The following is a 23,715-nucleotide window of genomic DNA, read 5'->3' on the forward strand; positions in this document are numbered from 1 at the left end:
AATTCAACATGGCAACGATTTATTTTCAACAAACCGAAGAACGTGTCAGCGACCAACAAGAGGTACGTGACTTTTTAGAATCACGAGACATTCTTTACGAAGCATGGGATATCGCAAAGTTACCGGCTTCTCTTCAGGAAAATTACCAACTGACAGACGAAGACAAAGAAGCCATCTTGGCGACGTTTCGTGACGAGATTCAAGATGTATCAGCACGACGCGGTTACAAGACGGCTGACGTCATCTCTCTATCCGATTCGACACCGAATTTAGATGAACTGCTCGTCAACTTCCAAAAAGAGCATCACCATACAGATGACGAGGTTCGTTTCATCGTCAGTGGTCACGGCATTTTTGCCATCGACGATGCAGAGCGCGGATACTTTAATATCGAGCTCAATCCGGGTGACCTCATCTCGGTACCGGTCAACACACGTCATTACTTCACGTTGCAAGAGGACCGTCAAGTCGTCGCCGTTCGCATTTTCGTGACGACTGAGGGCTGGGTGCCGATTTACGACAAAGAAAATGTGAATGCATAAGAAAACACGGCAAGCAGGAGAAATCTCTTGGTTGCCGTGTTTTCATCATTCAAAAATTCCCAGTTCAAATAAGGAGCTTTTCCAAAACTGTTTGATTTGCTTTAGGCAAAGGTGCACATAAATGTACTTTAACCCACCAGTGAGGCGTTGATTTTTCGTTTATATAAACTATTCGAAGGTCAATCTTTGTATCAACATCCATAAGCAGACTGATAAACTTGCTATAGTATCTTGGAACGTATCCTAATTTTGTATCATGTTTAGTATAGATCCCAATAGCCCAAGGATCGTGTGGATTTTCGGGTTCTTTCTTTAAAACTAAAGTTGTATCATAATTAATTTTCTTTTCAAACTGATCAAGGTGATTTTGGTGACGCATTCCCTGAATATAAAAACTCGTTTGAATTTCATGATTTTCATTTTGAATGATGGGCTCTTCTAACGAGTAAGTATCGTTTGCAATTTTCCCTCGGGTCGCTTTTAAAATATCCATTTTTTCAGCATTCTCATTTAAACCGAAATCGTTTAAGATCATACTATAATCTTGTCGATTTTTTGATGGTATGCGCCGATCAAATGCAATAAAGAGTTCTCTTGATGTGTACATTTTGTTGATATCAGGAAAGAGCGGATGTGGTTTATAGCCATGCTCTAAAGCCTCTTTAAACGATGAAGCATCACGATGGTAATTAAACACATACGTTTCTTGGTCATAACTTAACGTACCTATATGAAAACAAGAGCGCGTCACTTTATCCTGCCAAATCACATTGAGTTCTTTCTTTTGGTATGACAAATTTCATCCCTCCCTTTCCTGAAATAGTTGGGTCAATACCTCTATTCGTTCTACTATTACTTGATTTAACCACTTTTTCTGAGTTCTTGACAAGTAACAGTTTTCTTCAATTTGATGTGAAAATGAATTAAAATCAAAGTTTTCGATTTTTTTATTAAACTCTTTGACTTCGTCGTAAAAATCTACATACAAAAATGTATATAAATCCATCATTTTCACTTGGCTCTTTTCGCATAAACCAAATTTAACTTTAGTATTTTTATAGTACTTATTGCGTTTGCTTTGGTCTTTTAAAAGCTCTTCAATCTTTTCATCTTCAAAACGAAATCCCAGAGCAGCTCCATTATCATATAAAGGAGACATCATTACTTCATCACCTCTGTACAATAAAGACCAATTGTATGGGTGACGATCTTGATTGCCTATCACTAAATCGAACAGAATCATGTAAATGAAATCTTTCTTAATTATTTTCCAAACTGATAAGTTGGTAAGCATCTCAAATGCGTATTCTATAAGTACTGTACCCTTCATTGTTCGTTCTTGAACTTTTTTGTACATATCAGGGCACTCAGCTTGAAGTAAAAAAGCACCGGGGAACGCATTGTCAGCCTTATAGTCATCTACAAAGTTTCTTAGCAGGCACCCTCGACGATTATTCCGAAATACTATTTGAACTTTCATCATATCTAATCCTATTAGCGTACCCGTTTGAGCTGCTACTTTCTCAGTAACATCTTCCCAAGAAGAACCGACTTCAAAAATCCTTGGATATTTAATTAAATACTGTTCTCCCTCTTTATTTTTCAACTCTTCTTTCTCAAGAGTACTATCTTCACCATATCCAATTAACTCCCAATCAGTTACATCAATCATTATGTGCCCCTCCAATATACTGCTAAAATCACTATAGATTTTATAAGTTTTCAGGCATGAAAAAAGAACTAGTCATTTAATGAAAGAGGACTAGTTCTTTAAATTATACTTCATCTAAAAATGAGTTGAAATTTAATGTTTAACCGCTGTCGGCTTAGATGAGAACCAGCCCCATGTCGCAATCCCGACCATGACCGACCAGAAGAAGATAGTCCAAGCTGTCGAGTGGACGAAGCCGTCTGGGAGTCCCATGAATTCGAACGGCGTACCGGCAATCAACTCTTTGAAACCTGGGTGTTCGAGTACGAGCACCGTCAATTTGACCCCTACCCAACCGACGATGATGAAGGCGGCCGTTTCAAGTGTAGGACGTTGATGAAGCAACTTGACGAAAATACGTGCCGCAAATCGCATCAAGACGACCCCGATGAGTCCACCTGTCAAGACGACGAAGAACTGACCTGAGTCAATTCCACCGATTTCACCAAGACCGAGTGGTGGCAAGCTGACCGCAAGCGCGACCGCTGCCAAGATCGAATCGACCGCAAAAGCGATGTCCGCAAACTCGACTTTCGCAACAGTGAGCCAAAACTCTTTCTTCGACACCGGCTTTTCTGTGACAGCCGTCTCTTCTTTCGCTTCGGCCGCCAACTCCTGTTGCGGCTCCATCTTCCTCGCCTTATAGGTCATATACAGGTGTCGCGCACTCATTCCGATTAAGTAAAGTGCACCGAGTGCCTGTACTTGCCATACGTTGATCAAGAACGAGATTAAGAACAATGCGATAAATCGGAAGACGAACGCCCCTAAGAGTCCGTAGAACAATGCCTTCTTCTGCTCTGTACGCGGCAAGTGTTTGACCATGACGGCCAAGACGAGCGCGTTGTCTGCAGATAATAAGCCTTCCAAACCGACGAGTACGACGACGATCCAGGCATACTGCAGGACTAACTGCCAATCCATAAAAACATCTCCTTTTGTTTTTCAGTTCCTTCATATTTAATAGTGATCTATTTTTTAAGTTCACAGGACCATTTTATTCCCGTTCACAAAGTAAAGCAATCCTCTTTCTTTAATATCTTGAGGATTTTTTTGCGATTGCATATTGAAAACATGTTATGAGAGCAAAATCATACCCGTTCAGCCATCATTTCGTGATAAAATCCTAACAAGAACGAGTGGTCCTTTGAACCGCTCGAAAAAAGGAGAATCCGATTATGTCTACAAGCCATGTCGCTTTACCTACTAAAGCAGAACGACATAAATTGTTCGGGTCGGTCCCACCGATTAAAGGAACAAAGCCGACCGAGAAAGAACAAATGGTCGATTTACAAAATACACCGAAAAACTTTTTATTCGCCCTCGACAGTGTCGGCATCTCAAACGTGAAACACCCTGTGAACGTCGAAACGCCAGAAGGAGTCCAATCTACGGTCGCTACATTCGAATTAACGACATCGCTCGTTCAAGATCGTAAAGGGATTAACATGTCTCGTTTGACGGAACAGCTCGATGCGTACCATCAACAAGGGTGGACGGTATCGAACCGTTCGTTGATCGAGTTCGCACAGGAGCTTGCCGAGCGGATGGAACAAACGGAAGGTCAATTGACAATCCGTTACCCATGGTTCTTCACGCGTAAAGCACCTGCGACAGGTCTTAGCGGTTTGATGAACGCCGATGTCATGCACCGTGTGACGTACAACCTTGAAACGGGCGTCGCAAACGTGACAGTCGGTCTCGTCATCAACGTCACGACGCTTTGCCCATGTTCAAAAGAAATCAGTGAATACAGTGCCCATAACCAACGTGGATACATCACGATCGAAGCAGGTCTTGATGAAACGTCAATGGACGGATTCGACTGGCGTGCAGCACTTCTCGATGCAGCGGAGTCAAACGCCTCAGCACCACTTCATCCTGTCCTCAAGCGTCCGGATGAGAAACGTGCGACTGAAATCGCATACGAAAATCCACGTTTCGTCGAGGACATGGTCCGCTTGATCGCGGCTGACTTGTACGAGATGAAACAAGTCGTGAACTTCTTCGTCGAATGCCGTAACGAAGAGTCGATTCACCAACACGATGCCATCGCATCGATCACATTCGATAAGCGTCAAGACGCATAAAAAATGCGGAACCTCTGTTAAAGAAGGTTCCGCATTTTTTATAGACTTGTCACGAGTTCAATCGTCAATAGGATGATGATGAGCATCACCCACACTGCCCAGACGAGTCGCCACTTCTCCCAGTCAAATCGCTTCATCACTGCATAGACCGTGAGGTAGAGCGCAATGAGAAGCGGTACGACGACCCAAGGATTCTCTAGCATCACGCCTCGATGTCGCCGTCCCAAGCGAGCATTCCGCCGTCGACATTGACGACTTTATAACCTTGCGATTCTAAGTAATCACACGCCGTCTGACTCCGTCCACCTGAACGACAGATCACGTGATAGACATTGTCTTGTGCCAACTTTTCTGTCACTTGTGGGAATTCCGATAATGGATAGAGTGGTACGTTCGGGATATGCCCTGCCTCATATTCATCTTGTTCGCGTACATCGATGATATGGAGAGATTCCCCATTCTCTAATTTTTCTCTTAATTCTGTAGCATGGATGCTTTGCATACATAGTTCCCCTTTCAATCCTGGATTTCTCTTTTAGTTTACCTCAGCTTATGCTCCGACAAACTCCAGTTAATCGTCGTCTCAGCATCACAATAGAACCCCTCGAGCTCGCATCGTTTGACAACCTGTTCGATCAACGCGCGATTGCCACAAAACAACGTGAAATGGCTATCCCAAGGTGGTACGATGAGCCACTCATGATGGTAACCGAAAAACGTCCGATGTTGCATGCCCCACGTATCAGCGGCTAGCGTCTCACTGAGATGGATGAGATGCCGTTCCGTACAAAATTCGTCTCCGGTCCAGATCCAGCCTTCTCCCATTTCCAAAAGTACACGCAACACTTGATTCTTTTGTAGATCCGATAGTTCCCCTTCACCTGGTGGAAGCACATTCTCACGTTCGCAATATTCGATGATTCGATTCGCCCCTGCTCGATCTTCGACATGTGGTTTTAGCGCCCTAATCATCGTTCGGAGCGCATGATCGATACGGCTCACGTCACGAAAACCTAGTCTTCGCCTCATCTCTTCCCATGTAACGGCCCGAAATTGCTGTTCGACCTCGTTTTTGTCCAGATCGGCATAACGATCAACCGCGGCGGAGTGATCTATTGGAGCAAGGAATGGATGAAACGCGATGAAGACCGTTTCAAATACCCCTTCATAATACGTCTTAATTGGGTAATCATCCCCACCACCAAACATGGCGTAACGATGTCCTTCAGGTAACAAAACGCTCTCATCTAGTTCGTCCATTTCAACACTCCTTTCTTGAATAGTTTATAACGGACCATCAAAAAAAGCACCCTTCTATAAGAAGGATGCTCCGGACTTACGCTTCGTTGCGCTCATCGATTGCTTGTGCTGCTGTGATGAGCGTCAATTTGTAGACGTCCTCTTCGTTACAACCACGTGATAAGTCGTTCACTGGTTTGTTGAGACCTTGAAGGATTGGACCGATTGCTTCGAATCCACCGAAACGTTGAACCATCTTGTAGCCAATGTTCCCTGCTTCAAGACTTGGGAAGACGAATACGTTCGCCTTACCAGCAACGTCAGAACCCGGTGCTTTCTTCGCCGCTACGCTAGGGACGAATGCCGCATCGAATTGAAGTTCTCCGTCAATTGGAAGGTTCGGTGATTTCTCTTTCGCAAGGCGTGTCGCTTCCACAACCTTCTCTGTTTCAGGTGACTTCGCAGAACCTTTCGTCGAGAAGCTAAGAAGTGCGACTTGTGGGTCGATGCCGAACGTCTTCGCTGTCGCTGCCGACAAGAACGCGTTCTCTGCTAAGTCCGCTGCGTCTGGTGCAATGTTAATCGCACAGTCCGAGAAGACATATTGCTCGTCGTCACGTACCATGATGAACACACCTGACGTCTTTTTGATGCCTGGTTGCATTTTGATGATTTGTAGTGCCGGACGTACCGTATCAGCCGTCGCGTGCATCGCGCCTGAGACAAGACCTTCTGCTTTGCCTGTGTGAACGAGCATTGTTCCGAAGTAGTTCACGTCTGATGTAAGGAGTTCGCGCGCTTGTTCAGCCGTCGCTTTCCCTTTACGACGCTCGACGAATGATTCGACGAGAACGTCGATGTCTTCGTATGTCGCTGGGTCATATTGTGTCAAACCTGAGATGTCGAAACCGTGTTTCGCCGCAACCGCTTCGAGATCTGCTTTCGCACCGACGACGATCGGTTCTACCATACCGTCTGCTTTCAATCGAACAGCGGCTCCAAGAACACGCTCATCGATACCTTCCGGGAAGACGATGGTCGGACGAACCGGGCTAACTTTTTGCTTCAACGTTTCAAATAATTTCATAACGAATGAACCCCTTTTCTCAATTTACAGCATGACTGCTAATGGTTTTGCCGTTGACTTGTGTCTTTACGCGATTTCAATTATACACAGTACCCTTTTCAAAATAAACTATTCTGCCCATTTCGCCATAAATCGCTTAGAATCAATCATTATATGAATAGAACAGTTTCGACAAATCGACTGATACAGCCATTTTTGTAGCCGTTTTCATGTTTCTGTCCTCTGTTCTTTACCCGTCATGAATCGTGATAACCCTCACAGTGCCTCAAAGTTGCCAGTCAGTGAAGCGTGTATGGTAAAATAGACGGCGAAGCCAAGTCCCGAAAGGAGATTTTTTTATGTCAGAACGTCCAGTACCTACAACAGATACACAACATGCCGCCGCCACATTAGACGGATGGTATACACTTCATGATTTCCGCACGATTGATTGGGCTCGTTTGAAACTCGTCGATGCTGAAAAGCGTGAACAGATGATTGAGGAGTTCACGACGTTCCTCGCGGATCTTGAAGAAGTGGAAGCAAAAGGTGAAGGAAGCCACGCCTTCTACTCGATTCTCGGCCAGAAGGCGGACCTCGTCTTGATGGTCCTTCGTCCAACATTCAACGAACTTGAAGACGTCGAGCGCGCATTCCGCAAAACAGCGCTATACGACTATATGATTCCGTCGTATTCATACGTGTCGGTCATCGAGCTCGGGATGTATCGCGGATCTGGAGACGGGGACCCGTATCAAAACCCTCATATCCGTTCACGCCTCTATCCGACACTTCCAAAGGCCGCACACATCTGTTTCTATCCGATGAGCAAGGCTCGTCGCGACGGCGACAACTGGTACATGTTGTCGATGGATGAACGTAAGGACCTCATGTATCGCCACAGCATGATCGGCCGTAGTTACGCTGGTAAGATTCAGCAGTTCATCGGTGGGTCGACTGGATTCGACGCATGGGAATGGGGCGTCACACTCTTCGCTGAAGATTCACTTCAGTTCAAGAAAATCGTTTACGAGATGCGTTTTGATGAAGTGAGTGCGAAATACGGTGAGTTCGGCGACTTCTACGTTGGGAACATCTTACCGAAAGAAAAGTTGAGCACATTCTTTAGCGTGTAAAAGGTTTACGCGTATAACACCTCGGGAATTAAGGATGATGTAAGCAAGTTATCCTGATTAACGAGGTGAACAACGATGCGCGTGTTTAAAGAAACCGATCGTGACACTGCGGAACGTTTAGATTCGTTCATCGAACGAATGGCACCGACAGCAGAATTAGTCCAACATCGATTTGAAGAGCAACTCAAACATACACAGCAAAAGGGTCAGGCGAGCGCCTGACCCTTATTTTGTCGTGGTGACGTGAAGTGCGTCGCCTAAGAAAGTAGCCAATTCAAGCATTCCATAGCGTCCCGCTTTCGCTTCAGCATCGGAATTGTAGTTCGTGTTCGTATTGACGTCATAGGCGTAGACGTTTCCGTCTAGGTCTCGAATGATCTCAATCCCCGCAATATCGATCGCATTCGCTTTCAAGAACTGTTCGAGCTTTGGAATGATTGGGTCATCGAATCCTTCGACGATTTCGAACTTCGCCGGTGGCGTCTCCCCGACCGGACAGAACTGGTCTTCAATCGAGCAGGCATCTGCCGGACAGAGCTCGAATCCTTCCGACGTATCGACACGCACCGCATAAAAGAACTTCCCACCGATGAATTCACAGCGGGTAATATACGGTTCTGGGGATTCGATATACTGTTGAATGAGCGTGATGCCGTCAACCGAGTCCTCGAACGAGGGACCATATACATATTCTTTGAGTCCTTCGATCGTATGGAACAATTGGACCCCGAGCCCTTTCCCTGCACGGTTATGTTTCGTGATGAACGGTGTCAAACCTAACTGCTCAGCCGCTTCGATGATTTGCGCCTTACCGACTGCCGCAATCGTCTTCGGCACGCGAATTCCTTCGCGGCGAAGCGCCGTGTATTGATTGACTTTGCTCACTTCGAGGCGGATGGCACGTGTGCCGTTAAACACGGTCCGGTCATTTGCCTCTAACCAAGCGAGGACACCTTCCGTCAACTCCGGTGCATACCGATGCCCGCGTGTGTGCGAAGAGGCACTCATCCGATTATAAAAGACACCTTCCGGGGGCGTGGCTTCGAGGTCAATCGTCCCTTGGTCCAAGTGCCATAATTCATATGGCAAGTTCAACTCTTCTAAACGATGAACAAGGTGGTTCGTCCATTCTTCGTTTTCATGAATGACGTGAATTTTAGACATCATCATTCCTCCTTCTATGATGTGTTTACTTTACCATATCCATAACCGACAATTCCAATGTGTATGGTTTGCCTAATCCTCAATTCTGAAATATCAGACGATTTCATGGTACAATGACCTTAAGAGTATTGTTTTGGAAAGGAAGTGTTGTGTTTGACCGTACCTGTTATAAGTACTGATGTACTCATATTACTCTTCGGTCTACTTCTCGTAGCCGGTGTCATGGCGACGCGAATCTCAACTCGATTCGGCTTACCCGCCTTGATTTTATTTATGGGAATCGGCATGATCATGGGAAGTGACATTACCGGTCTCATCTTCTTTGACGACTCGAATTTAGCGCAGTTGATTGGAGTCGCTGCCTTGATTGTTATTTTGTTTGAAGGGGGTCTTCAAACGAAATGGTCATCGATTCGGAGCGTCCTCGCCCCTTCTGCCTCGCTGGCGACGCTTGGAGTATTGATTACCACGACTGTGGTCGCTGTGGCCGTTCGTTTCGTATTTGGTTTCGATTGGATTGAATCTTTCTTGTTCGGTGCGATTATCGGTTCAACCGACGCAGCGGCCGTCTTTGCCGCATTTAAAGGAAAGAATATCTCACCGAAAGTCGGTGCGACTCTCGAAGCCGAGTCCGGCACGAACGACCCGATGGCGATGTTTTTGACGATTCTCGCTCTCGACTTCATGATGAAGCCGGATACGACCATCTGGGACGGAATTTGGATGTTCGTCCTTCAAATCGTTGTCGGGGCATTAATCGGATTCATCCTTGGACAACTGTCTCGCCTCATGTTGAATCACTTGAGACTTGATTCGAGCGGATTACATGCCGTCCTCATGATTTCTATGGCGTTCCTCACCTATGGTGTCACAGCTTACTTATTGGGAAGCGGATTACTCGCCGTCTATATCGCCGCCATGATTGTCGGAAATGCGGACACGGCGCATGAAGTGACGATCGTCCAATTCTCAGAGGCGCTCGCATGGATCATGCAAATCATCATGTTCGTCATCCTTGGGTTACTCGTCTTCCCTCGTCAACTCATCGAACCGGATTTGATTTGGAAAGGACTACTTATCTCATTCGTCCTTATGTTCCTGGCACGTCCGATCGCCGTCTATTTATCGACACTTGGCATGGCATTTACGAGAAAAGAAAAGTTGTTCATCTCATGGGCTGGTCTAAAAGGCGCCGTGCCGATTGTCCTTGCGACATTCCCGCTTATTGCCGGTACCGAAAATAGCCAACTGTTGTTCAATGCCGTCTTTTTCGTCGTCGTGACGAGCGCCCTGATTCAAGGCACGACGTTGACGCCACTTGCCGAGAAGTTAGGGTTGCTCGGTCCGGATAAAATCCGTTCCCCATACACAATCGCCCTCGTCTCAAGCAAACAGTCTCAACATAAGCTCGTTCCTTATGTGGTCACAGCCAGCTCATCTATGATCGGAAAGACGCTCGCGGACATCACGCTCCCGCCAAACACTGTCGTGAACGCCATCGTCCGAAACGAGTACTTGATTCCACCGAACGGTCAGACAGCCATCGAAGAAGGCGATCTCTTATACGTGCTTGCTTCGATGTATCGTCATGATCAACTCGACCAAACATTTGGTGAAGACGGGCTAGACCGAGTGGAATTATGAGTAAACGAATAACCGGCGCCTCATTTGAAGCGCCGGTTTTCTTATGCGTGTAAGTGTTTTGCTGATTGAATCAACGTCTCAACATCTTCTGTCCGTCCTTCATGAAGTGCCTCGACGATGAAACTCCCGACGACGACACCGTCACACGCTTGTCCTAACGTCTGCACTTGCTCCGGACGATGGACTCCGAATCCTGCTAAGACGGGAACACGTGACTGCTCTGTCAAACGAGTCAAGTAGGCGAGTAACTCGTCCGGGAACACATCTGCTTTCCCGGTCGTCCCTTTAAGCGTGACCGCATATACGAATCCTTCTGCTTTTTCTAAGATGGACGTTGTCCGCGCCTCACTGCTCGTCAACGTGACGAGCGGAATGACGGCGACGTCATGCCGATTAACATCTGCGAATAACTGGAGACTCTCCTCAAACGGAAGGTCAGGAATAATGACCCCGCTCACCCCACATTCGTTCGCCCGATCAAAGAACGGTTGGACTCCGAACCGAAACACTGGATTCAAGTAGGTCATCAAGACGATTGGAACGTTAAATTGATCATTTCCTTCTATTAAATGGTTCAATACCATTTCAAGCGTCACACCTGCTTCAAGCGCGCGCATTCCTGCCGCCTCAATAATCGGTCCATCCGCTACCGGATCAGAGAAGGGGATCCCGAGTTCAATCGCCGTCGCACCCATCCGCTCTAGTTCCACGATGGTCGGGATGAGCCGGTCCATCCCGCCGTCACCGGCCATGATATACGGAACGAACGCCGCTCCTTCTCGCTGTCGAATCGCTGTCTCTAGTTTCATCGTGTCGCCACCTTCTCTCGGATTGTATGGACGTCTTTGTCTCCGCGCCCTGATAAACAAATCACCAGTGTATCGTTTTCTCCCATCGTCTTCGCGAGCGTCTCTGCGTAAGCAAGGGCGTGTGAAGACTCTAAGGCAGGAATGATTCCTTCTTGTCGGCTGAGGGCGAGACACGCATCGAGTGCCTCGTCATCCGTGACGGCTGCATAGCGCACCCGCTCAATGTCTTTCAAGAAACTGTGCTCTGGTCCTACCCCTGGATAATCGAGTCCAGCTGAAATGGAATGGGCTTCCTCGATTTGACCCGCTGCGTCTTGCAGGACATACATGAGCGACCCATGTAAGACACCGACTTCCCCTTTTGTGAGGGTTGCTGCGTGTTTATCCGTATCAATGCCACTTCCAGCCGCCTCGACACCGTAGAGCGCGACCGACTCATCATTCAAGAATGGATAGAACATGCCCATGGCGTTGCTCCCTCCGCCGACACAAGCGACGACGGCGTCCGGGAGGCGTCCCGTCTGTTCGAGGATTTGCCGACGTGTCTCTGTCCCGATCACGCTTTGGAAATCACGTACCATCTGCGGGAATGGATGCGGTCCGAGAACGGAACCCATCACATAGTGCGTATCGTCGACATGTTTGACCCAGTAACGGAGCGCTTCATTGACGGCATCCTTCAAGGTACGACTGCCTGATTTGACAGGGACGACTTTCGCCCCAAGAAGTTCCATCCGAAACACGTTCAACGCTTGGCGCTCGACGTCGACCTCACCCATGAAGATGGTACATTCTAAATCGAGTAGCGCGCATACTGTTGCCGTCGCGACACCGTGTTGTCCCGCGCCTGTCTCCGCAACGACTTTCTGTTTCCCCATCCGTTTCGCCAGGAGCGCCTGTCCGATCGTATTGTTGATCTTATGGGCACCGGTATGGTTCAAGTCTTCACGTTTCAAATAGACATTCGTCCCGAGGCGACGACTTAGGTTCGACGCATAATAAAGTGGCGTCTCACGTCCCACGTATTCACGTAATAAGGAAGAGAATCGTTCTTGAAACTCAGGATCTTGCTTCGCCTCTTCATAAGCGACCTCTAATTCTTCGACCGCCTGCATGAGCGTCTCTGGAATGTACTTCCCACCATATTGTCCAAACTTCCCGTTCACTGGTTGTGCATACATCATAGTTCCTCCTTGGCGCGTTGAATGAACGCACGAATTTTTTCGATATCTTTCACACCGTCCGTCTCGACACCGCTCGAGACGTCGACGCCGTCTGGTTGAATCATTTGAATCGCTTGTCTCACATTCTCCGGGGATAGCCCGCCCGCTAGCCAAAACGGACGCTGCGGCCGGTCGATTGCGCCCCAGTCTAACACCTGTCCACTCCCCGGATTCGGATGATCCATCAATCGTACATCTGCCGTCTCCTCGGTCGACGCATCGATGATCGGTAACCCGAAGATACGGAGTTCTTCCATTGACTGCGTCCGATGGTGAATTTGTAAATCCGTCAGTCCCACGTTCAACGTTTCCTCAATCTCTTCCATTGAAGGACTTAAAAACACACCAACGATTCGAACCGATTCCGGGATGTGTGCGGCCAGTGTCTTCGCAGTCGCCACGTCGATTTGACGAGAACTCGGGGCGAAGACAAACCCGATGGCATCCGCTCCTGCCTCGACCGCCGCCTGAACAGCTTCCGTTGTCTTTAGTCCACAGATTTTAACGAACATGTTTTCAACTCCTCGAGTAACCGGGTCGGGTCCTCTTCACGCATGAGTGCTTCCCCGACGAGAATGGCGCTTGCCCCAGCTTCTTGTAAACGTGCAGCCGCCTCGACTGTACTGACACCACTTTCGCTAACGAATGTGACGTCGGGATAGCGTTTCATCAAATCGATCGATGTCTCGAGGGATACCTCGAACGTTTTTAAGTCTCTGTTATTGATACCGATTAACACGTCATCAAGTTCGAGTGCGATGCGTAACTCCGCCTCGTCATGTACTTCGACTAAGACGTCGAGACCGATGGAGCGAGCGTATCGCGTCAACTCATAGAGACGTGTCGGATGTAGTGCCGCCACGATCAGAAGTGCCACACTCGCACCGTAATGCCTCGCATAGTCGAGTTGTCGTTCATCGATGATGAAATCTTTACAGAGCACCGGGATGGTGACGACATCGGCAACTTGTCGCAAGTCGTCAAACGATCCATTGAAATACGTCGTGTCTGTCAAAACGGAAATCATCGTCGCACCAGCTTTTTCATATTGACGTGCCCGTTCGGCGACGTCGACCGTTTCCCGAATCATTCCTTTCGAGGGGGAGGACCGTTTGATCTCTGAAATAATATGGAATCCTTCGCTCATCACATGTAAAAGAGAGATCGGCTTCGTCACGGGGACATCGATGGGTTGCATACCGCTAACCTCTTCCATTTTCGTTCCGATGATTTTTGTTAAATAACTCATGCTTCGACCTCCGTCCGTTGTAAGTTTTGTAATACCCGTAAGGCGTGTCCTTCATCGATACTACGTTTCGCCTCTTTCACTCCTGCACGAAGCGTCGCGGTTGTGCCATACGTGCAAAGGGCAAGGGCTGCGTTCAATAAGACGACGTCGCGTGCCGGCCCCATCTCTCCGTTCAATACGGCGACGAGGGTTGCGGCGTTCTCTTCTGGTGTTCCTCCACGTAGCGCTTCGAGGGGCGCTCGCATCAAGCCGACATCTCGTGGGTCGACCGCGTAACGCGCTGTCTGTTCCCCATCAAAGAAATATACGTCATTCACACCGGCGAGGCTCGCTTCATCGAGTCCACCTGCACCATGGACGACCATGCCGCGCTCCACGCCGAGATGACGCATCGCGGTCGCCATCTTCTCGAGCAATGATGGATGATAGACACCGACAAGTTGTCGTTTCGGGCGAAGTGGGTTCGTTAACGGTCCGATTTGGTTGAAGATGGTCGCCGTCGCAAGTCGTTTCCGGACCGGCATGACGTGCTTCATAATCGGATGGACATGTTGGGCGAAGAGGAAGCTCAAGTTCGTCCGTTTCAAGTCAGCATGTACTTCCGCTGCCGTCTTCACGATTGGAACGTTCAGTGCCTCTAGGACGTCCGCGCTCCCAGATCGACTCGAGACGCTTCGATTTCCGTGCTTGGCGACTGGAATGCCAAGACCTGCTAGGACAAAGGCGACGGTCGAACTGATGTTGAACGTATGCGCCCCGTCGCCGCCGGTACCACAAACATCGAGTACGGGTAAATCACTCTGGGGGAACTGTGCCGCTTCACGAATGTATGCCGCGAGTCCTGCCATCTCTTCTGCTGTCTCACCGCGCTCTTTCATCGCCAAAAGCACTCGTTCGATTTGCGCTTCATCCGCTTGGAACATCTCGCTTGCTGCCACTTTCATATCTGCTGTCGATAATGCGTTTGTCTCCAATTGTTGAATCATCGTCGGTTCCCCCTCTAAAAATGTGTATAAAAAAACTCCACACGACAGTCGTCGTATGGAGGACGGTTCAAGACCGCGGTGCCACCTCTCGTTGATTCCAAAGAATCCACTCTCCGATGCAATCACATCGTATCCCGATAACGGGGGAAACCGTCACGGCCTACTCTCTTCAGCCATGCTCTCATGAGCCCATTCACGCGGACGCCTCGGTCAGGATCTCACCATCCCTGACTCTCTGGACGAAACGTCTTCTCGCGCTACTCTTCTCAATCCTCGATTTATATTGTTGAAACGAAAAAAGGGTCACCCGTCTCCTCATAGCCTGCGCTATAAGAAGGACGAGTAACCCCGTGGTGCCACCTTCGTTGGTTCCAAAGAACCCACTTCACGGACAATCATCCGCTTCCCCGTGATAACGGTGGGTAACCCGCTAAAGCCTACTCAAAGTTCGGTTTAGAGCTCAGAAGTCCATTCGCGACGTCCCATATACTGATTCGCACCAACCATCAGCTCTCTGTCATACAGGATTCGTCGTTACTTCTCTTCGTCGACGCCTTTATTCGTTTCAGTTAAGTTAATTCGTACTATACAGGGCAGATGAATCCATGTCAAATAAAAAAATTATAAAAACTTTGCCTCTATATGTGCATCCAAAAATGAGAAACCTTCATCGATTTTTCGAATTGACATTGTTTTTTTTCGTCTGCTATAGTCGTCCACAACAACATTTCACTCAGCTAAAGGAGAATCGATTTTGGAAACAAATAAACTAAAACGCGAGCTGTCCACCCGGCAACTTACGATGATTTCCCTCGGGAGCGCCATCGGAACCGGGCTGTTCCTCGGAAGCGGTCTCGCGATTCAAACCGCTGGCCCGAGCGTGCTCGTCAGCTATGCCATCGGGGCGTTCATCGTCCTCTTACTCATGGGTGCTCTCGCCGAAATGACGGTCGCCCATCCAACATCCGGATCATTCGGAACGATTGCCGAGCGATACGTTCATCCACTCGCCGGTTTTCTCGTCCGTTACTCTTACTGGGTCGCGAACGTACTGGCTGTAGGGGTTGAAGTCAGTGCCATCGCCATCTACATGCGCTACTGGTTCCCAGATGTGAACGGGTTCGTTTGGGTCGCCCTCTTCGGTGGACTACTCATTTACGTCAACGCCCGTCACGTTCACACGTTCGGAACGACCGAATACTGGTTATCCTTCATCAAAGTAACTGCCATCATCCTATTCATCGTCCTCGGTGCCGCCACATTGTTCGGCGAACCAGGATCACCAATTGAGTCAATCACGACAGGAAACGAAGGCTTCTTCGCGTTCGGCTTTTACGGAATGTGGGTGACGATTTTCATCTCCCTCTTCAGTTTCCTTGGAACCGAACTCGTCGCTGTGACAGCGGGAGAAGCGAAAGACCCGGACCAGGCCGTACCACGCGCTTTACGCGCGACCGTGTTCCGCTTGACGTTCTTCTATGTCGTCACGCTCGCGATCATGCTCATGCTGATCCCATGGCAGCAAGCCGGAATCGACCAAAGTCCATTCGTGCTCGTCATGGAACAGTTTGATGTCCCGTTCGCGGCAGGCATCCTCAACTTTGTGATTTTGATTGCTGCCTTGTCTGCGATGAACGCGCAGCTTTACGCGTCGACACGTATGATGTACTCGCTCGCGGAAGCCGGCGATGCACCGAAAGCGTTCAAAAAAATCAGCAAAAATGGGATCCCAATGTTCGCGCTACTCGTTTCAACGGGCGGGATCGTCCTCGCCGCTTTGCTACAAGTATTCATGGAGTCGTCGTATCCATTCTTGATGGGAATCTCGATGTTCGGAGCTATTTTCACTTGGTTCATGGTCTTCGTCTCCCACTTGTTCTTCCGTAAAAAATGGACTGGGCGAAAACTCCCTGTCCGCATGATGGGATATCCATTCCTCCCATTGCTCGGGGCGGTCTTACTGCTCAGCCTGATGATCACGACATGGTTCACAGATTTCAACATCTTGCTGAAGTTCGGCGTACCTTGGTTGATCGGATTGACGATCATCTATTACGTGCGTGAACAAATACGTAAAAAACAAGATCGTCCAAGCGATATCGAACAAGCCAATTAACAAGCATCCCTTCGCGACAGCGGAGGGATTTGTTACGCACAAAAGCTCCTTTCGCAATCGAAAGGAGCTTTTTGGTTGATGCATCAGAAGAACTGACGCGGATTGACCGTGCTACCTGCACTCGTTGCCGAGTATGAGTAGCCGCCTTTATGAATCTCAAAGTGCAAGTGCGGACCTGACGAGTTCCCTGTGTTTCCAAGCGTCCCGATGTTCGACCCTTGCGTCACACGCTGTCCAGAGCTGACCGATACCGAGTTCATGTGCGCATAAACCGTCGTCCAAACTTGACCGTTGATGACGTGCGCGATCATGACGTGGTTGCCGTATGCACCACCCCAACCTGCACGAATGACCGTACCTGTCGCAGATGCGCGAATCGGTGTCCCTGTTGGACCGGCGATGTCTACACCGTTATGGAACGTGTAACCATACGCACCACTTGCCGGACCCCATCCTTGCGAGTAGCGTCCTGAAGCTGGTTGAATGAACATCGCGCTAGACGGTGCTGGCGTCGATGTCGTTGGTGCCGGCTTAGGCTCTGGTTTCGGAGCTGGCGTTGGCGCCGGTGCCGGTTTTGGAGCTGGCGTTGATGGTGTCGTGTTGTTTGAAGACGATGAAGACGGGGTATTCGATTTATTGTCTTGTTTTTGTTGAGCAGCTTGACGTGCAGCTTCTGCTTGGCGGGCTTCTTCCGCTTTACGTGCCGCCTCTTGACGAGCTGCCTCTTCCGCACGACGACGGGCTTCCTCTTCTTCGCGACGTTGCGCTTCGATTTCAGCCGCAATCGCCTGTTCTTGTGCGACTAATGTCGCTTCAATTTCTTGAAGGTCAAAGATCTGTGATTCGAACTTGATGTTCTTCTCTTCAAGCTCTTTGATGCGCTTTTCACGCTGCTTCATTTTCTTCTCAAGCTCGGCTTGACGCACTTCAAGTGCCTTTTGTTGTTGGAGAAGTGAAGCACGTTCTGCTTTTAAGTCAGCCTGCGCTTCTTTCAACGAACGCTGTGTCGCTTCATAGTCATCGAACAACTCTTGGTCACTACGCTGAATCGTTCCAGCTGTGATCATACGCGTGACGAGATCAGAGAGATTTTTTGAACCGAAGATGAATTCAGCCCAGTTAATTGATCCGCCACCGTTCTTTTGCATCGTGGCCATACGCTCTTTCATCATCGCTTCTTGCGCCTTCATTTTTTCTTGGTAATCTTTAATGTCGGCTTCAAGATCCTCGATTTTCATCTCGGTACGCTTGATTTCTTGGCGCTTCATAGCGACATCATTGATGATATCTTGCAATTGTGCGTCCATTTTATTGACCTCTGCCTGAACTTTTGAAATCTCTTCCTTGTTCACTTCAATCTTTGAAGACGTGTCGGCTTGGTCTTTTTTCACGCTATTGCGTTTTTCTTGTACTTTTTGTTGTTCTTCTTGCTTTTCTTTAATCGAAGTCGATGCATCGGCAACTGTATGTGTGCTGATGAGCATCACACCAAGCGTCAGCGTCGAGACTGTGCGTTTCCAATTCATGAATGGGGTACATCCTTTCTTAAATACAAACGTGGGTACCTACTACACTACATATTTTTAAAGCCGTTTCAGTATGTAACAAAAACGATCATTTACTTGAGTTTCAACACGACTAATTATATCTAACTGATAGATATTTTCCTGTTAAAGTTATATTTCAATTTTATTACGCAAGAACAAAGGTGCGGACAGCGAATGCATAGAACTTATTATTTACCAATACCTTTTCAGACTGTTCAATTTGACATCTTTCTGTAATATTTTATGTAAATAGAGAACGCTTTACCCTATTTTAAAATAATAAGCGCATGGAACTGCATATCCCTTTTCCAATTAATAGAATGACTCATCAAAAAAATCCATGCCGTCGCTGCATGTGAACATGAGCAAAGGCATGGATATCGAATACATGGATTCTCAAGTTATAGTTTCATCGCACCGACGATGACAAAGATCCAGGCAGCGATGAATAACACGCCACCAATCGGTGTCACGGCTCCGAGTTTTGTAATTCCCGTCAATGCCATGACGTACAAGCTTCCTGAGAAGAAGATGATTCCCGCAAACATGAGCCATCCAGCCACGTTGAACTGGCTGATGCTCACACGCATGAGGAGTGCCGCAATCCCAATGATTCCAAGTGCGTGCACCATGTGGTAGAGCACACCTGTCTGCCAGTTTGCCAACATGTTTGGCGCCAATCTCTCTTTTAGCGCATGGGCGCCGAACGCACCAAGTGCCACACCGAGTGCCATCAAACCGGCACCAATCATTAATAAGATCTTCATTTCCGTTCCCCCTTATCTAACTTTTCGTGCTGGTAAATTCCACTTCCGATAGTAGGATATCACTCGGAGTGTTGCGACGACAATTAAAAGTGCGTAGACAGCAAGGCCACCTTCGAGCTTGAAGTAATACGTGATGACCGCAATGAGAATCGCCCAAATCGCATACACCTCAGACTGTAAGACGAGAGGCTTGCGTCCGGCCAATAAGTCCCGGACCACACCTCCGCCAACGCCGGTCAAGACAGCTGCCGCAATCGCAGCAGATAAAGGTAAATCAAGCTTGATGGCGACTTGTGCCCCTTGAAAGGCAAACGCGACGAGACCAATGGCGTCGACAATGACACCCCAGCGTTCCCAATGTGGCAATACGACACTCGGTAGCAGGAAGATGAGGAGTGCGACAAGAAAACATAAAATAAATAAATCATTCTGTTGCCAAATTAAGCTGACGGGGTTTCCTAACAGGACGTTTCGAATCGCGCCGCCTCCGAAGGCAGTGATAAACGCCAACAGCCATACCCCAAAAATATCGTATTTTTCATCCATCGCAATGATGGCTCCGCTCGCCGCGAACGCAATCGTTCCGACGACGTTGAGCAATTCCCACTCCATGAACATCCCTTGCCCTTTCTTCAACGCATTGTATGGTAAAGTATAGTTACAAAAATTCAGGTCAGTCGTGCGACTGTCGTAAAGGATGTCGGTATCACAATGAAACGTATCGCTTTGTTCCGCATATGGATTATCGTCACCATGTTCGCCCGATTCATCATTCGGCTGTACGCCTTTTCACGCAAACAACAACAAGGCGTCGCCACGACAGAAGAATATGAAGCACTCATGCTCAAGCTCGCGCGTGAATACAAACGTAACGCGCTACGGCTCGAGGGCTTGTTAATCAAACTCGGACAATTCTTGTCGATTCGTGCGGACTTATTGCCACCCGCCGTCTTGAACGAGCTATCAGAGCTCGTCGACCGTGTCCCGACGTCTGGTTGGGAGAAATCGCGCGCGATTCTAGAAGCGGAATGGGGCGTGCCTTACTCACAAGTCGTCAAAGACGTCGGCATCGATGCCGTCGCTTCGGCTTCCATCGGGGAAGTATATGGTGCCACGCTGCTCGAAAACGGCAAACGGGTCGCCATCAAAATCCAGCGTCCGAATATCGAAAAAATCATCCGGACCGACTTCCGTGCCATGCGAATTGTCACGTCGATGTTAAAGCGGACATCCCTCGCTAAATCAACCGACTTAGATAGCTTATATCGCCAGATGATTTTTGTCATCGGGGATGAACTAAATTTTCAAACTGAATTAAAAAATGCCCTGTATTTTAAAGCCAAATACGCGGATAACCGAGACGTTTATATCCCGGACTATCACGAGCATCTCTGTACGAACCGCGTCTTGACGATGGACTGGGTCGATGCACGCCGGATCACCGACCTCGCCTTTTTAAAGGAAAATGGAATCGACCGTTCCGCACTTGCTGAACGACTCTTCACACTCGCTGCTGAACAGCTACTGTTTGGTGGACAGTTCCATGCCGATCCACATCCCGGAAACGTCCAGATTCGGGCAGACGGAACCATCATCCTCCTCGATTTTGGTATGGTCGGACAGACGACGGCACAAGACATGGCCACGATTCGGAATATCTTACAGGCGTTCATCTCGCTCGACTATGACAGCATCGTCGATGGATTAGAAGACTTGCGATTCCTCTTACCGACGGCGAACAAACAAAATATTCGTCAAGCGCTAGAGAAGGCGGTCACCTTCTACTTAGAAACGGACATCGACACCGTCGATACGAAGTTGATTGAGAAGGTGTTACAGGACATTCAATTGCTCGTCAAAAACGAACCGATTCAGCTCCCGGCGGAATTTGCCTTCTTCGGTCGTGCCGCTTCGACCTTACTCGGGATCCTGCAAATCCTTGACCCAAAAATCGACCTGTTCACACTCGGTAAACCGATTGTCATCGAATGGCTCGAGGAGGACGGGACAACGCTTCAAAATCGTTACGTGAAGACCGGAATCAACTATGCGAAGAAACTGTTAAACGTTCCTCCGCTTCTCGATAATTACTTAAAAGAACCGACACGAAAACGCCTGTCGGAGCAAGCCATGTTCCAACGAACCCTAGAATCCAAGGAACTCTTGCACCGCCAGACGTTCAATGCCATCGTCATCTTGCTCGGCCTGCTCGTCGGGCTACTCGGTTATATCCGACCGGATGAATGGCTCTTTTGGTCAGGTGGCGTCGTCTCCGTTTTAGCATATTTCAATTGGAGACGCCTCGGACGAAAGATTCGTCATTTGGCACGCCAAGACTTTCGAGTATAAGCGAACCGTCACTTTCAGAAGTGGCGGTTTTTTGTTGAATCCATTGTGCGATATAAGCACCGACGTCACGCATCATGCGAGGTGTCGTCCAACCCATGGTCGATACTTGAATGACGTTCGCCCGTTTCAAATAGTCACTCTCATACTGAACGAGATAGCCTTGATACGACAGTTGGCGCCCGAGCTCGACCGAGGACAGCTCGCACGGTACTCGAATCGTGATGATGCCAGATGACTGAGCAGGACACACATCGACCGTTAAACCGTTCTCTTGTAAGGCATTAAGCAACGTATTCATCTTCACAGAATGCGAAACGACTTCTTCTTCTGTCAACTCATCCAGCGCGATCGCCATCGCTGCAAGAAGTGGTTCCGATTGTGTGAAGGCGATCGGCTGATAGAGCGATAAATCCAAATAGCGCGCTGTATGTGGTGTCGCAATCGCCGGATGCTTCATAGCGACGAACGCGAGACCCGGAGCGTTCCGTAACGCCTTTCCTGAAGAGAAGGTCACGTAGTCCGCAAATGAATAATCATAGACGAGCGTCCCGACGGCACTGATCGCATCAATGGCGACAATGCCTTGCCATGTATGGAGCGGTTCGAGGTTGATGAAAATCCCTAACGATGTTTCGCAGTGAACCGTCCATACCCAGTCTGGTGCAATGCGCTCGAGTTGAGAAAGATCCCACTGCCCCTCTTGGTCCACTGCGACCACGTCAAAAGACAGACCGACACGCCGGGCGTGGTCAATCAAACGTTCTCCAAATTCACCCGCATTGAAAATGAGCCCATGTCCGTCCAATCGAGCCGCGACCGCATCATTGGCGACCGTCCCACTTCCAAGAAGCGTATAGACATGAGGGAGTCCGATTCGTTCCGCCAGTTTTTGTTGCACCGCGTCAAGCACTCGTCCCGTCTCGTTTGAACGATGTGGGCGCGCTTGCATCGAGAGTCGTTCCCTCACGCGTTCCGAACATTCAACGGGTCCTGCTAGTAAACTTTTCGGACGTAGGGTCGACGCTGATTTGGATTCATAAAAAGCCGAACGCGTTAACACCATCGGCACATATCGCGCTTCCTCAGGACCGATCGGATCCGCGAATGGGACAAACCCAAATCGACGATAGAGCACTTGTTCACGTGTCGTTCCACTGATGACGATGCCATCAACCTCACGCTCTGTCGCATCATCGATAACCGCGCGCATCAATCCAGCGAACGTCCGATTGCGCCGATAAGGTTTAGTCACAGCGAGCAGACGAATCTCGAGCCAATTCCCTTCAGGAATGCGCACACCCTTTTGTTCCAATGAAAATGGTCGTTTACCACGTAACGCACACATGGCAATCACTTCACCGTCCGCTTCCCCGATCCAATATGTATTCTCTTCGTGAAACTTGTCGACGAGTCGCCTTTCCGGATTCGGTGGATGTTGCGGAATCTCTTCGACGAATGTTTCGTAATTCAACCGATGTATCGCTTCAAAATCTGATACTTCGGCTTTTCGGTACACAATCATGCCTTTTCCTCCTTCACATGATGATAGATGATAAGAATCGTAATCAGCGTGGCCCAGATGACATTTTCGACATCCCAAAGTGCAGCGAGCGGAAGTAAAATGAGCATGACCAGTCCCGTCTCGCGAGAGTTCCCTGTTAATTTGATTAAGAGTAACAAGATAGCAAGACCCCCAATAAACCACCACGGGTCATATGCCCATATGATTCCAGAAAAAACGGCATATCCCTTCCCACCCGCACGGATTCGCCAAAATGGATAAATATGCCCGAGCGTGAGTGCGAACGCCGTCTCCCAAAAATACAATCCACTCATCTGTAGGACGAGAATCGTCTTGAGCACGTCGAATCCATAGACGATGAGAAACGCCTTCACTCCACCGATGCGATGTGCATTGCGTGCACCGGTATTCTTCGAACCAGTTGTCGCTAAATCATGTCCACTTAGCACCCCGTACAGTCTGCCCCCGAGCAGACTTCCGACTAAATAGCCTATGATGATGATCCACATAGTATCCCCTCATTTTTTGGAAATTTGTGTGCGTTTCAGAAAAACG

Annotated in this window: 25 protein-coding genes and 2 other annotated features; of the genes, 7 read left to right on the forward strand and 18 right to left on the reverse strand. The window is 48.5% G+C overall.

What is annotated here, in order from left to right; translation table 11 throughout:
* The first annotated feature begins 8 nt into the window (after positions 1-8).
* Positions 9-542, forward strand: coding sequence for a 1,2-dihydroxy-3-keto-5-methylthiopentene dioxygenase (locus KNO65_RS10020; protein ID WP_214783864.1), 534 nt, complete (start codon positions 9-11; stop codon positions 540-542).
* 64 nt (positions 543-606) lie between these two features.
* On the opposite strand, the gene KNO65_RS10025 is transcribed toward KNO65_RS10020, so the two are convergent.
* From KNO65_RS10025 to KNO65_RS10035, 3 genes are all read right to left on the reverse strand, one after another.
* Positions 607-1,338: an HIRAN domain-containing protein gene (locus tag KNO65_RS10025; RefSeq protein WP_214774182.1), complete on the reverse strand. Its 732-nt coding sequence runs from the start codon at positions 1,336-1,338 to the stop codon at positions 607-609.
* 3 nt (positions 1,339-1,341) lie between these two features.
* Entirely contained in the window at positions 1,342-2,214 is an 873-nt protein-coding gene (locus KNO65_RS10030) for a HipA domain-containing protein (RefSeq protein WP_214783867.1), read from the reverse strand.
* A gap of 132 nt (positions 2,215-2,346) precedes the next feature.
* Positions 2,347-3,177: a TerC family protein gene (locus tag KNO65_RS10035; RefSeq protein WP_214694762.1), complete on the reverse strand. Its 831-nt coding sequence runs from the start codon at positions 3,175-3,177 to the stop codon at positions 2,347-2,349.
* 254 nt (positions 3,178-3,431) lie between these two features.
* On the opposite strand from KNO65_RS10035, the gene folE2 reads away from it, so the two are divergent.
* A complete protein-coding gene (folE2, locus tag KNO65_RS10040) occupies positions 3,432-4,343 on the forward strand; it encodes a GTP cyclohydrolase FolE2 (RefSeq protein ID WP_012727487.1) in 912 nt (303 codons plus the stop codon).
* A 38-nt stretch (positions 4,344-4,381) separates the two neighbouring features.
* Here the strand turns inward: folE2 and KNO65_RS10045 are convergent, their stop codons facing one another.
* From KNO65_RS10045 to pta, 4 genes are all read right to left on the reverse strand, one after another.
* Positions 4,382-4,546 (reverse strand): hypothetical protein, encoded by a 165-nt coding sequence (locus tag KNO65_RS10045; RefSeq protein WP_012727488.1) that lies wholly within the window; start codon positions 4,544-4,546, stop codon positions 4,382-4,384.
* Positions 4,546-4,845, reverse strand: a complete 300-nt coding sequence (locus tag KNO65_RS10050) for a rhodanese-like domain-containing protein (RefSeq protein WP_041917952.1) — start codon at positions 4,843-4,845, stop codon at positions 4,546-4,548. Before KNO65_RS10050 ends, KNO65_RS10045 begins: the two co-directional genes overlap by 1 nt.
* Positions 4,846-4,883: 38 nt before the next feature.
* Positions 4,884-5,603 carry a DUF2711 family protein gene (locus tag KNO65_RS10055; RefSeq protein ID WP_214783870.1) on the reverse strand — a complete coding sequence of 240 codons (720 nt, stop codon included), beginning with the start codon at positions 5,601-5,603 and terminating at the stop codon, positions 4,884-4,886.
* Between the two features lie 76 nt (positions 5,604-5,679).
* Entirely contained in the window at positions 5,680-6,669 is a 990-nt protein-coding gene (gene pta / locus KNO65_RS10060; RefSeq protein WP_012727490.1) for a phosphate acetyltransferase, read from the reverse strand.
* A 338-nt stretch (positions 6,670-7,007) separates the two neighbouring features.
* Between pta and hemQ the strand changes: the two genes are divergently transcribed.
* Both hemQ and KNO65_RS10070 read left to right on the forward strand, forming a co-directional pair.
* The gene (hemQ, locus tag KNO65_RS10065) at positions 7,008-7,784 is read left to right on the forward strand and encodes a hydrogen peroxide-dependent heme synthase (protein ID WP_214783873.1); all 777 of its coding nucleotides are present in this window, start codon (positions 7,008-7,010) and stop codon (positions 7,782-7,784) included.
* 75 nt (positions 7,785-7,859) lie between these two features.
* Positions 7,860-8,006: a hypothetical protein gene (locus tag KNO65_RS10070; protein WP_012727492.1), complete on the forward strand. Its 147-nt coding sequence runs from the start codon at positions 7,860-7,862 to the stop codon at positions 8,004-8,006.
* A gap of 3 nt (positions 8,007-8,009) precedes the next feature.
* Here the strand turns inward: KNO65_RS10070 and KNO65_RS10075 are convergent, their stop codons facing one another.
* Complete coding sequence (locus KNO65_RS10075; RefSeq protein ID WP_214783876.1) at positions 8,010-8,948, reverse strand: ATP-grasp domain-containing protein; 939 nt, start codon at positions 8,946-8,948, stop codon at positions 8,010-8,012.
* Positions 8,949-9,101: 153 nt separating this feature from the next.
* Here KNO65_RS10075 and KNO65_RS10080 point away from each other — a divergent pair, with 153 nt between their 5' ends.
* On the forward strand, positions 9,102-10,592 hold the full coding sequence (locus KNO65_RS10080; protein ID WP_214783878.1) for a potassium/proton antiporter: 1,491 nt from the start codon (positions 9,102-9,104) through the stop codon (positions 10,590-10,592).
* 41 nt (positions 10,593-10,633) lie between these two features.
* Here KNO65_RS10080 and trpA read toward each other — a convergent pair whose 3' ends face one another.
* The 5 genes from trpA to trpD are packed head-to-tail and all read right to left on the reverse strand — an operon-like array spanning position 10,634 to position 14,859.
* The gene (gene trpA, locus KNO65_RS10085) at positions 10,634-11,401 is read right to left on the reverse strand and encodes a tryptophan synthase subunit alpha (protein WP_012727495.1); all 768 of its coding nucleotides are present in this window, start codon (positions 11,399-11,401) and stop codon (positions 10,634-10,636) included.
* Positions 11,398-12,585 carry a tryptophan synthase subunit beta gene (gene trpB / locus KNO65_RS10090; protein WP_041917953.1) on the reverse strand — a complete coding sequence of 396 codons (1,188 nt, stop codon included), beginning with the start codon at positions 12,583-12,585 and terminating at the stop codon, positions 11,398-11,400. The genes trpA and trpB overlap by 4 nt, the downstream gene beginning before the upstream one ends.
* On the reverse strand, positions 12,582-13,136 hold the full coding sequence (locus KNO65_RS10095) for a phosphoribosylanthranilate isomerase (protein WP_214783881.1): 555 nt from the start codon (positions 13,134-13,136) through the stop codon (positions 12,582-12,584). The genes trpB and KNO65_RS10095 overlap by 4 nt, the downstream gene beginning before the upstream one ends.
* A complete protein-coding gene (trpC, locus tag KNO65_RS10100) occupies positions 13,112-13,873 on the reverse strand; it encodes an indole-3-glycerol phosphate synthase TrpC (RefSeq protein ID WP_214783884.1) in 762 nt (253 codons plus the stop codon). Before trpC ends, KNO65_RS10095 begins: the two co-directional genes overlap by 25 nt.
* Positions 13,870-14,859 (reverse strand): anthranilate phosphoribosyltransferase, encoded by a 990-nt coding sequence (gene trpD, locus KNO65_RS10105; RefSeq protein WP_214783887.1) that lies wholly within the window; start codon positions 14,857-14,859, stop codon positions 13,870-13,872. The genes trpC and trpD overlap by 4 nt, the downstream gene beginning before the upstream one ends.
* A gap of 55 nt (positions 14,860-14,914) precedes the next feature.
* Positions 14,915-15,142 (reverse strand) — a binding site (T-box leader).
* Between the two features lie 48 nt (positions 15,143-15,190).
* Positions 15,191-15,419, reverse strand: a binding site (T-box leader).
* 242 nt (positions 15,420-15,661) lie between these two features.
* Between trpD and KNO65_RS10110 the strand changes: the two genes are divergently transcribed.
* Positions 15,662-16,975: an amino acid permease gene (locus KNO65_RS10110; protein ID WP_251131712.1), complete on the forward strand. Its 1,314-nt coding sequence runs from the start codon at positions 15,662-15,664 to the stop codon at positions 16,973-16,975.
* Positions 16,976-17,058: 83 nt separating this feature from the next.
* Here the strand turns inward: KNO65_RS10110 and KNO65_RS10115 are convergent, their stop codons facing one another.
* The 3 genes from KNO65_RS10115 to KNO65_RS10125 form a co-directional block, all read right to left on the reverse strand.
* Positions 17,059-18,501, reverse strand: coding sequence for a murein hydrolase activator EnvC family protein (locus KNO65_RS10115; RefSeq protein ID WP_214783893.1), 1,443 nt, complete (start codon positions 18,499-18,501; stop codon positions 17,059-17,061).
* Positions 18,502-18,923: 422 nt separating this feature from the next.
* A complete protein-coding gene (locus tag KNO65_RS10120; RefSeq protein ID WP_214685306.1) occupies positions 18,924-19,289 on the reverse strand; it encodes a DUF423 domain-containing protein in 366 nt (121 codons plus the stop codon).
* A gap of 12 nt (positions 19,290-19,301) precedes the next feature.
* Positions 19,302-19,907 carry a trimeric intracellular cation channel family protein gene (locus KNO65_RS10125; protein WP_012727503.1) on the reverse strand — a complete coding sequence of 202 codons (606 nt, stop codon included), beginning with the start codon at positions 19,905-19,907 and terminating at the stop codon, positions 19,302-19,304.
* 93 nt (positions 19,908-20,000) lie between these two features.
* Between KNO65_RS10125 and KNO65_RS10130 the strand changes: the two genes are divergently transcribed.
* A complete protein-coding gene (locus tag KNO65_RS10130; protein WP_012727504.1) occupies positions 20,001-21,638 on the forward strand; it encodes an ABC1 kinase family protein in 1,638 nt (545 codons plus the stop codon).
* Here the strand turns inward: KNO65_RS10130 and KNO65_RS10135 are convergent.
* On the reverse strand, positions 21,577-23,160 hold the full coding sequence (locus tag KNO65_RS10135; protein ID WP_214783896.1) for a GNAT family N-acetyltransferase: 1,584 nt from the start codon (positions 23,158-23,160) through the stop codon (positions 21,577-21,579). The genes KNO65_RS10130 and KNO65_RS10135 overlap by 62 nt on opposite strands.
* Positions 23,157-23,669, reverse strand: a complete 513-nt coding sequence (locus KNO65_RS10140) for a glycerol-3-phosphate acyltransferase (RefSeq protein WP_214774158.1) — start codon at positions 23,667-23,669, stop codon at positions 23,157-23,159. The genes KNO65_RS10135 and KNO65_RS10140 overlap by 4 nt, the downstream gene beginning before the upstream one ends.
* Between the last annotated feature and the right edge of the window lie 46 nt (positions 23,670-23,715).

Origin of the sequence: Exiguobacterium sp. S3, assembly GCF_018617295.1 — a bacterium.
Taxonomy (GTDB): Bacteria; Bacillota; Bacilli; order Exiguobacteriales; family Exiguobacteriaceae; genus Exiguobacterium; species Exiguobacterium profundum.

Bases quoted from the DNA above. Each gene is read 5' to 3' on its own strand.
- KNO65_RS10020 (WP_214783864.1), top strand. From the start codon at position 9: ATGGCAACGATTTATTTTCAACAAACCGAAGAACGTGTCAGCGACCAA.
- KNO65_RS10030 (WP_214783867.1), bottom strand. From the start codon at position 2,214: ATGATTGATGTAACTGATTGGGAGTTAATTGGATATGGTGAAGATAGT.
- KNO65_RS10035 (WP_214694762.1), bottom strand. From the start codon at position 3,177: ATGGATTGGCAGTTAGTCCTGCAGTATGCCTGGATCGTCGTCGTACTC.
- folE2 (WP_012727487.1), top strand. From the start codon at position 3,432: ATGTCTACAAGCCATGTCGCTTTACCTACTAAAGCAGAACGACATAAA.
- KNO65_RS10045 (WP_012727488.1), bottom strand. From the start codon at position 4,546: ATGCTAGAGAATCCTTGGGTCGTCGTACCGCTTCTCATTGCGCTCTAC.
- KNO65_RS10050 (WP_041917952.1), bottom strand. From the start codon at position 4,845: ATGCAAAGCATCCATGCTACAGAATTAAGAGAAAAATTAGAGAATGGG.
- KNO65_RS10055 (WP_214783870.1), bottom strand. From the start codon at position 5,603: ATGGACGAACTAGATGAGAGCGTTTTGTTACCTGAAGGACATCGTTAC.
- pta (WP_012727490.1), bottom strand. From the start codon at position 6,669: ATGAAATTATTTGAAACGTTGAAGCAAAAAGTTAGCCCGGTTCGTCCG.
- hemQ (WP_214783873.1), top strand. From the start codon at position 7,008: ATGTCAGAACGTCCAGTACCTACAACAGATACACAACATGCCGCCGCC.
- KNO65_RS10070 (WP_012727492.1), top strand. From the start codon at position 7,860: ATGCGCGTGTTTAAAGAAACCGATCGTGACACTGCGGAACGTTTAGAT.
- KNO65_RS10075 (WP_214783876.1), bottom strand. From the start codon at position 8,948: ATGTCTAAAATTCACGTCATTCATGAAAACGAAGAATGGACGAACCAC.
- trpA (WP_012727495.1), bottom strand. From the start codon at position 11,401: ATGAAACTAGAGACAGCGATTCGACAGCGAGAAGGAGCGGCGTTCGTT.
- trpB (WP_041917953.1), bottom strand. From the start codon at position 12,585: ATGATGTATGCACAACCAGTGAACGGGAAGTTTGGACAATATGGTGGG.
- KNO65_RS10095 (WP_214783881.1), bottom strand. From the start codon at position 13,136: ATGTTCGTTAAAATCTGTGGACTAAAGACAACGGAAGCTGTTCAGGCG.
- trpC (WP_214783884.1), bottom strand. From the start codon at position 13,873: ATGAGTTATTTAACAAAAATCATCGGAACGAAAATGGAAGAGGTTAGC.
- trpD (WP_214783887.1), bottom strand. From the start codon at position 14,859: ATGATTCAACAATTGGAGACAAACGCATTATCGACAGCAGATATGAAA.
- KNO65_RS10110 (WP_251131712.1), top strand. From the start codon at position 15,662: ATGATTTCCCTCGGGAGCGCCATCGGAACCGGGCTGTTCCTCGGAAGC.
- KNO65_RS10115 (WP_214783893.1), bottom strand. From the start codon at position 18,501: ATGAATTGGAAACGCACAGTCTCGACGCTGACGCTTGGTGTGATGCTC.
- KNO65_RS10120 (WP_214685306.1), bottom strand. From the start codon at position 19,289: ATGAAGATCTTATTAATGATTGGTGCCGGTTTGATGGCACTCGGTGTG.
- KNO65_RS10125 (WP_012727503.1), bottom strand. From the start codon at position 19,907: ATGTTCATGGAGTGGGAATTGCTCAACGTCGTCGGAACGATTGCGTTC.
- KNO65_RS10130 (WP_012727504.1), top strand. From the start codon at position 20,001: ATGAAACGTATCGCTTTGTTCCGCATATGGATTATCGTCACCATGTTC.
- KNO65_RS10135 (WP_214783896.1), bottom strand. From the start codon at position 23,160: ATGATTGTGTACCGAAAAGCCGAAGTATCAGATTTTGAAGCGATACAT.
- KNO65_RS10140 (WP_214774158.1), bottom strand. From the start codon at position 23,669: ATGTGGATCATCATCATAGGCTATTTAGTCGGAAGTCTGCTCGGGGGC.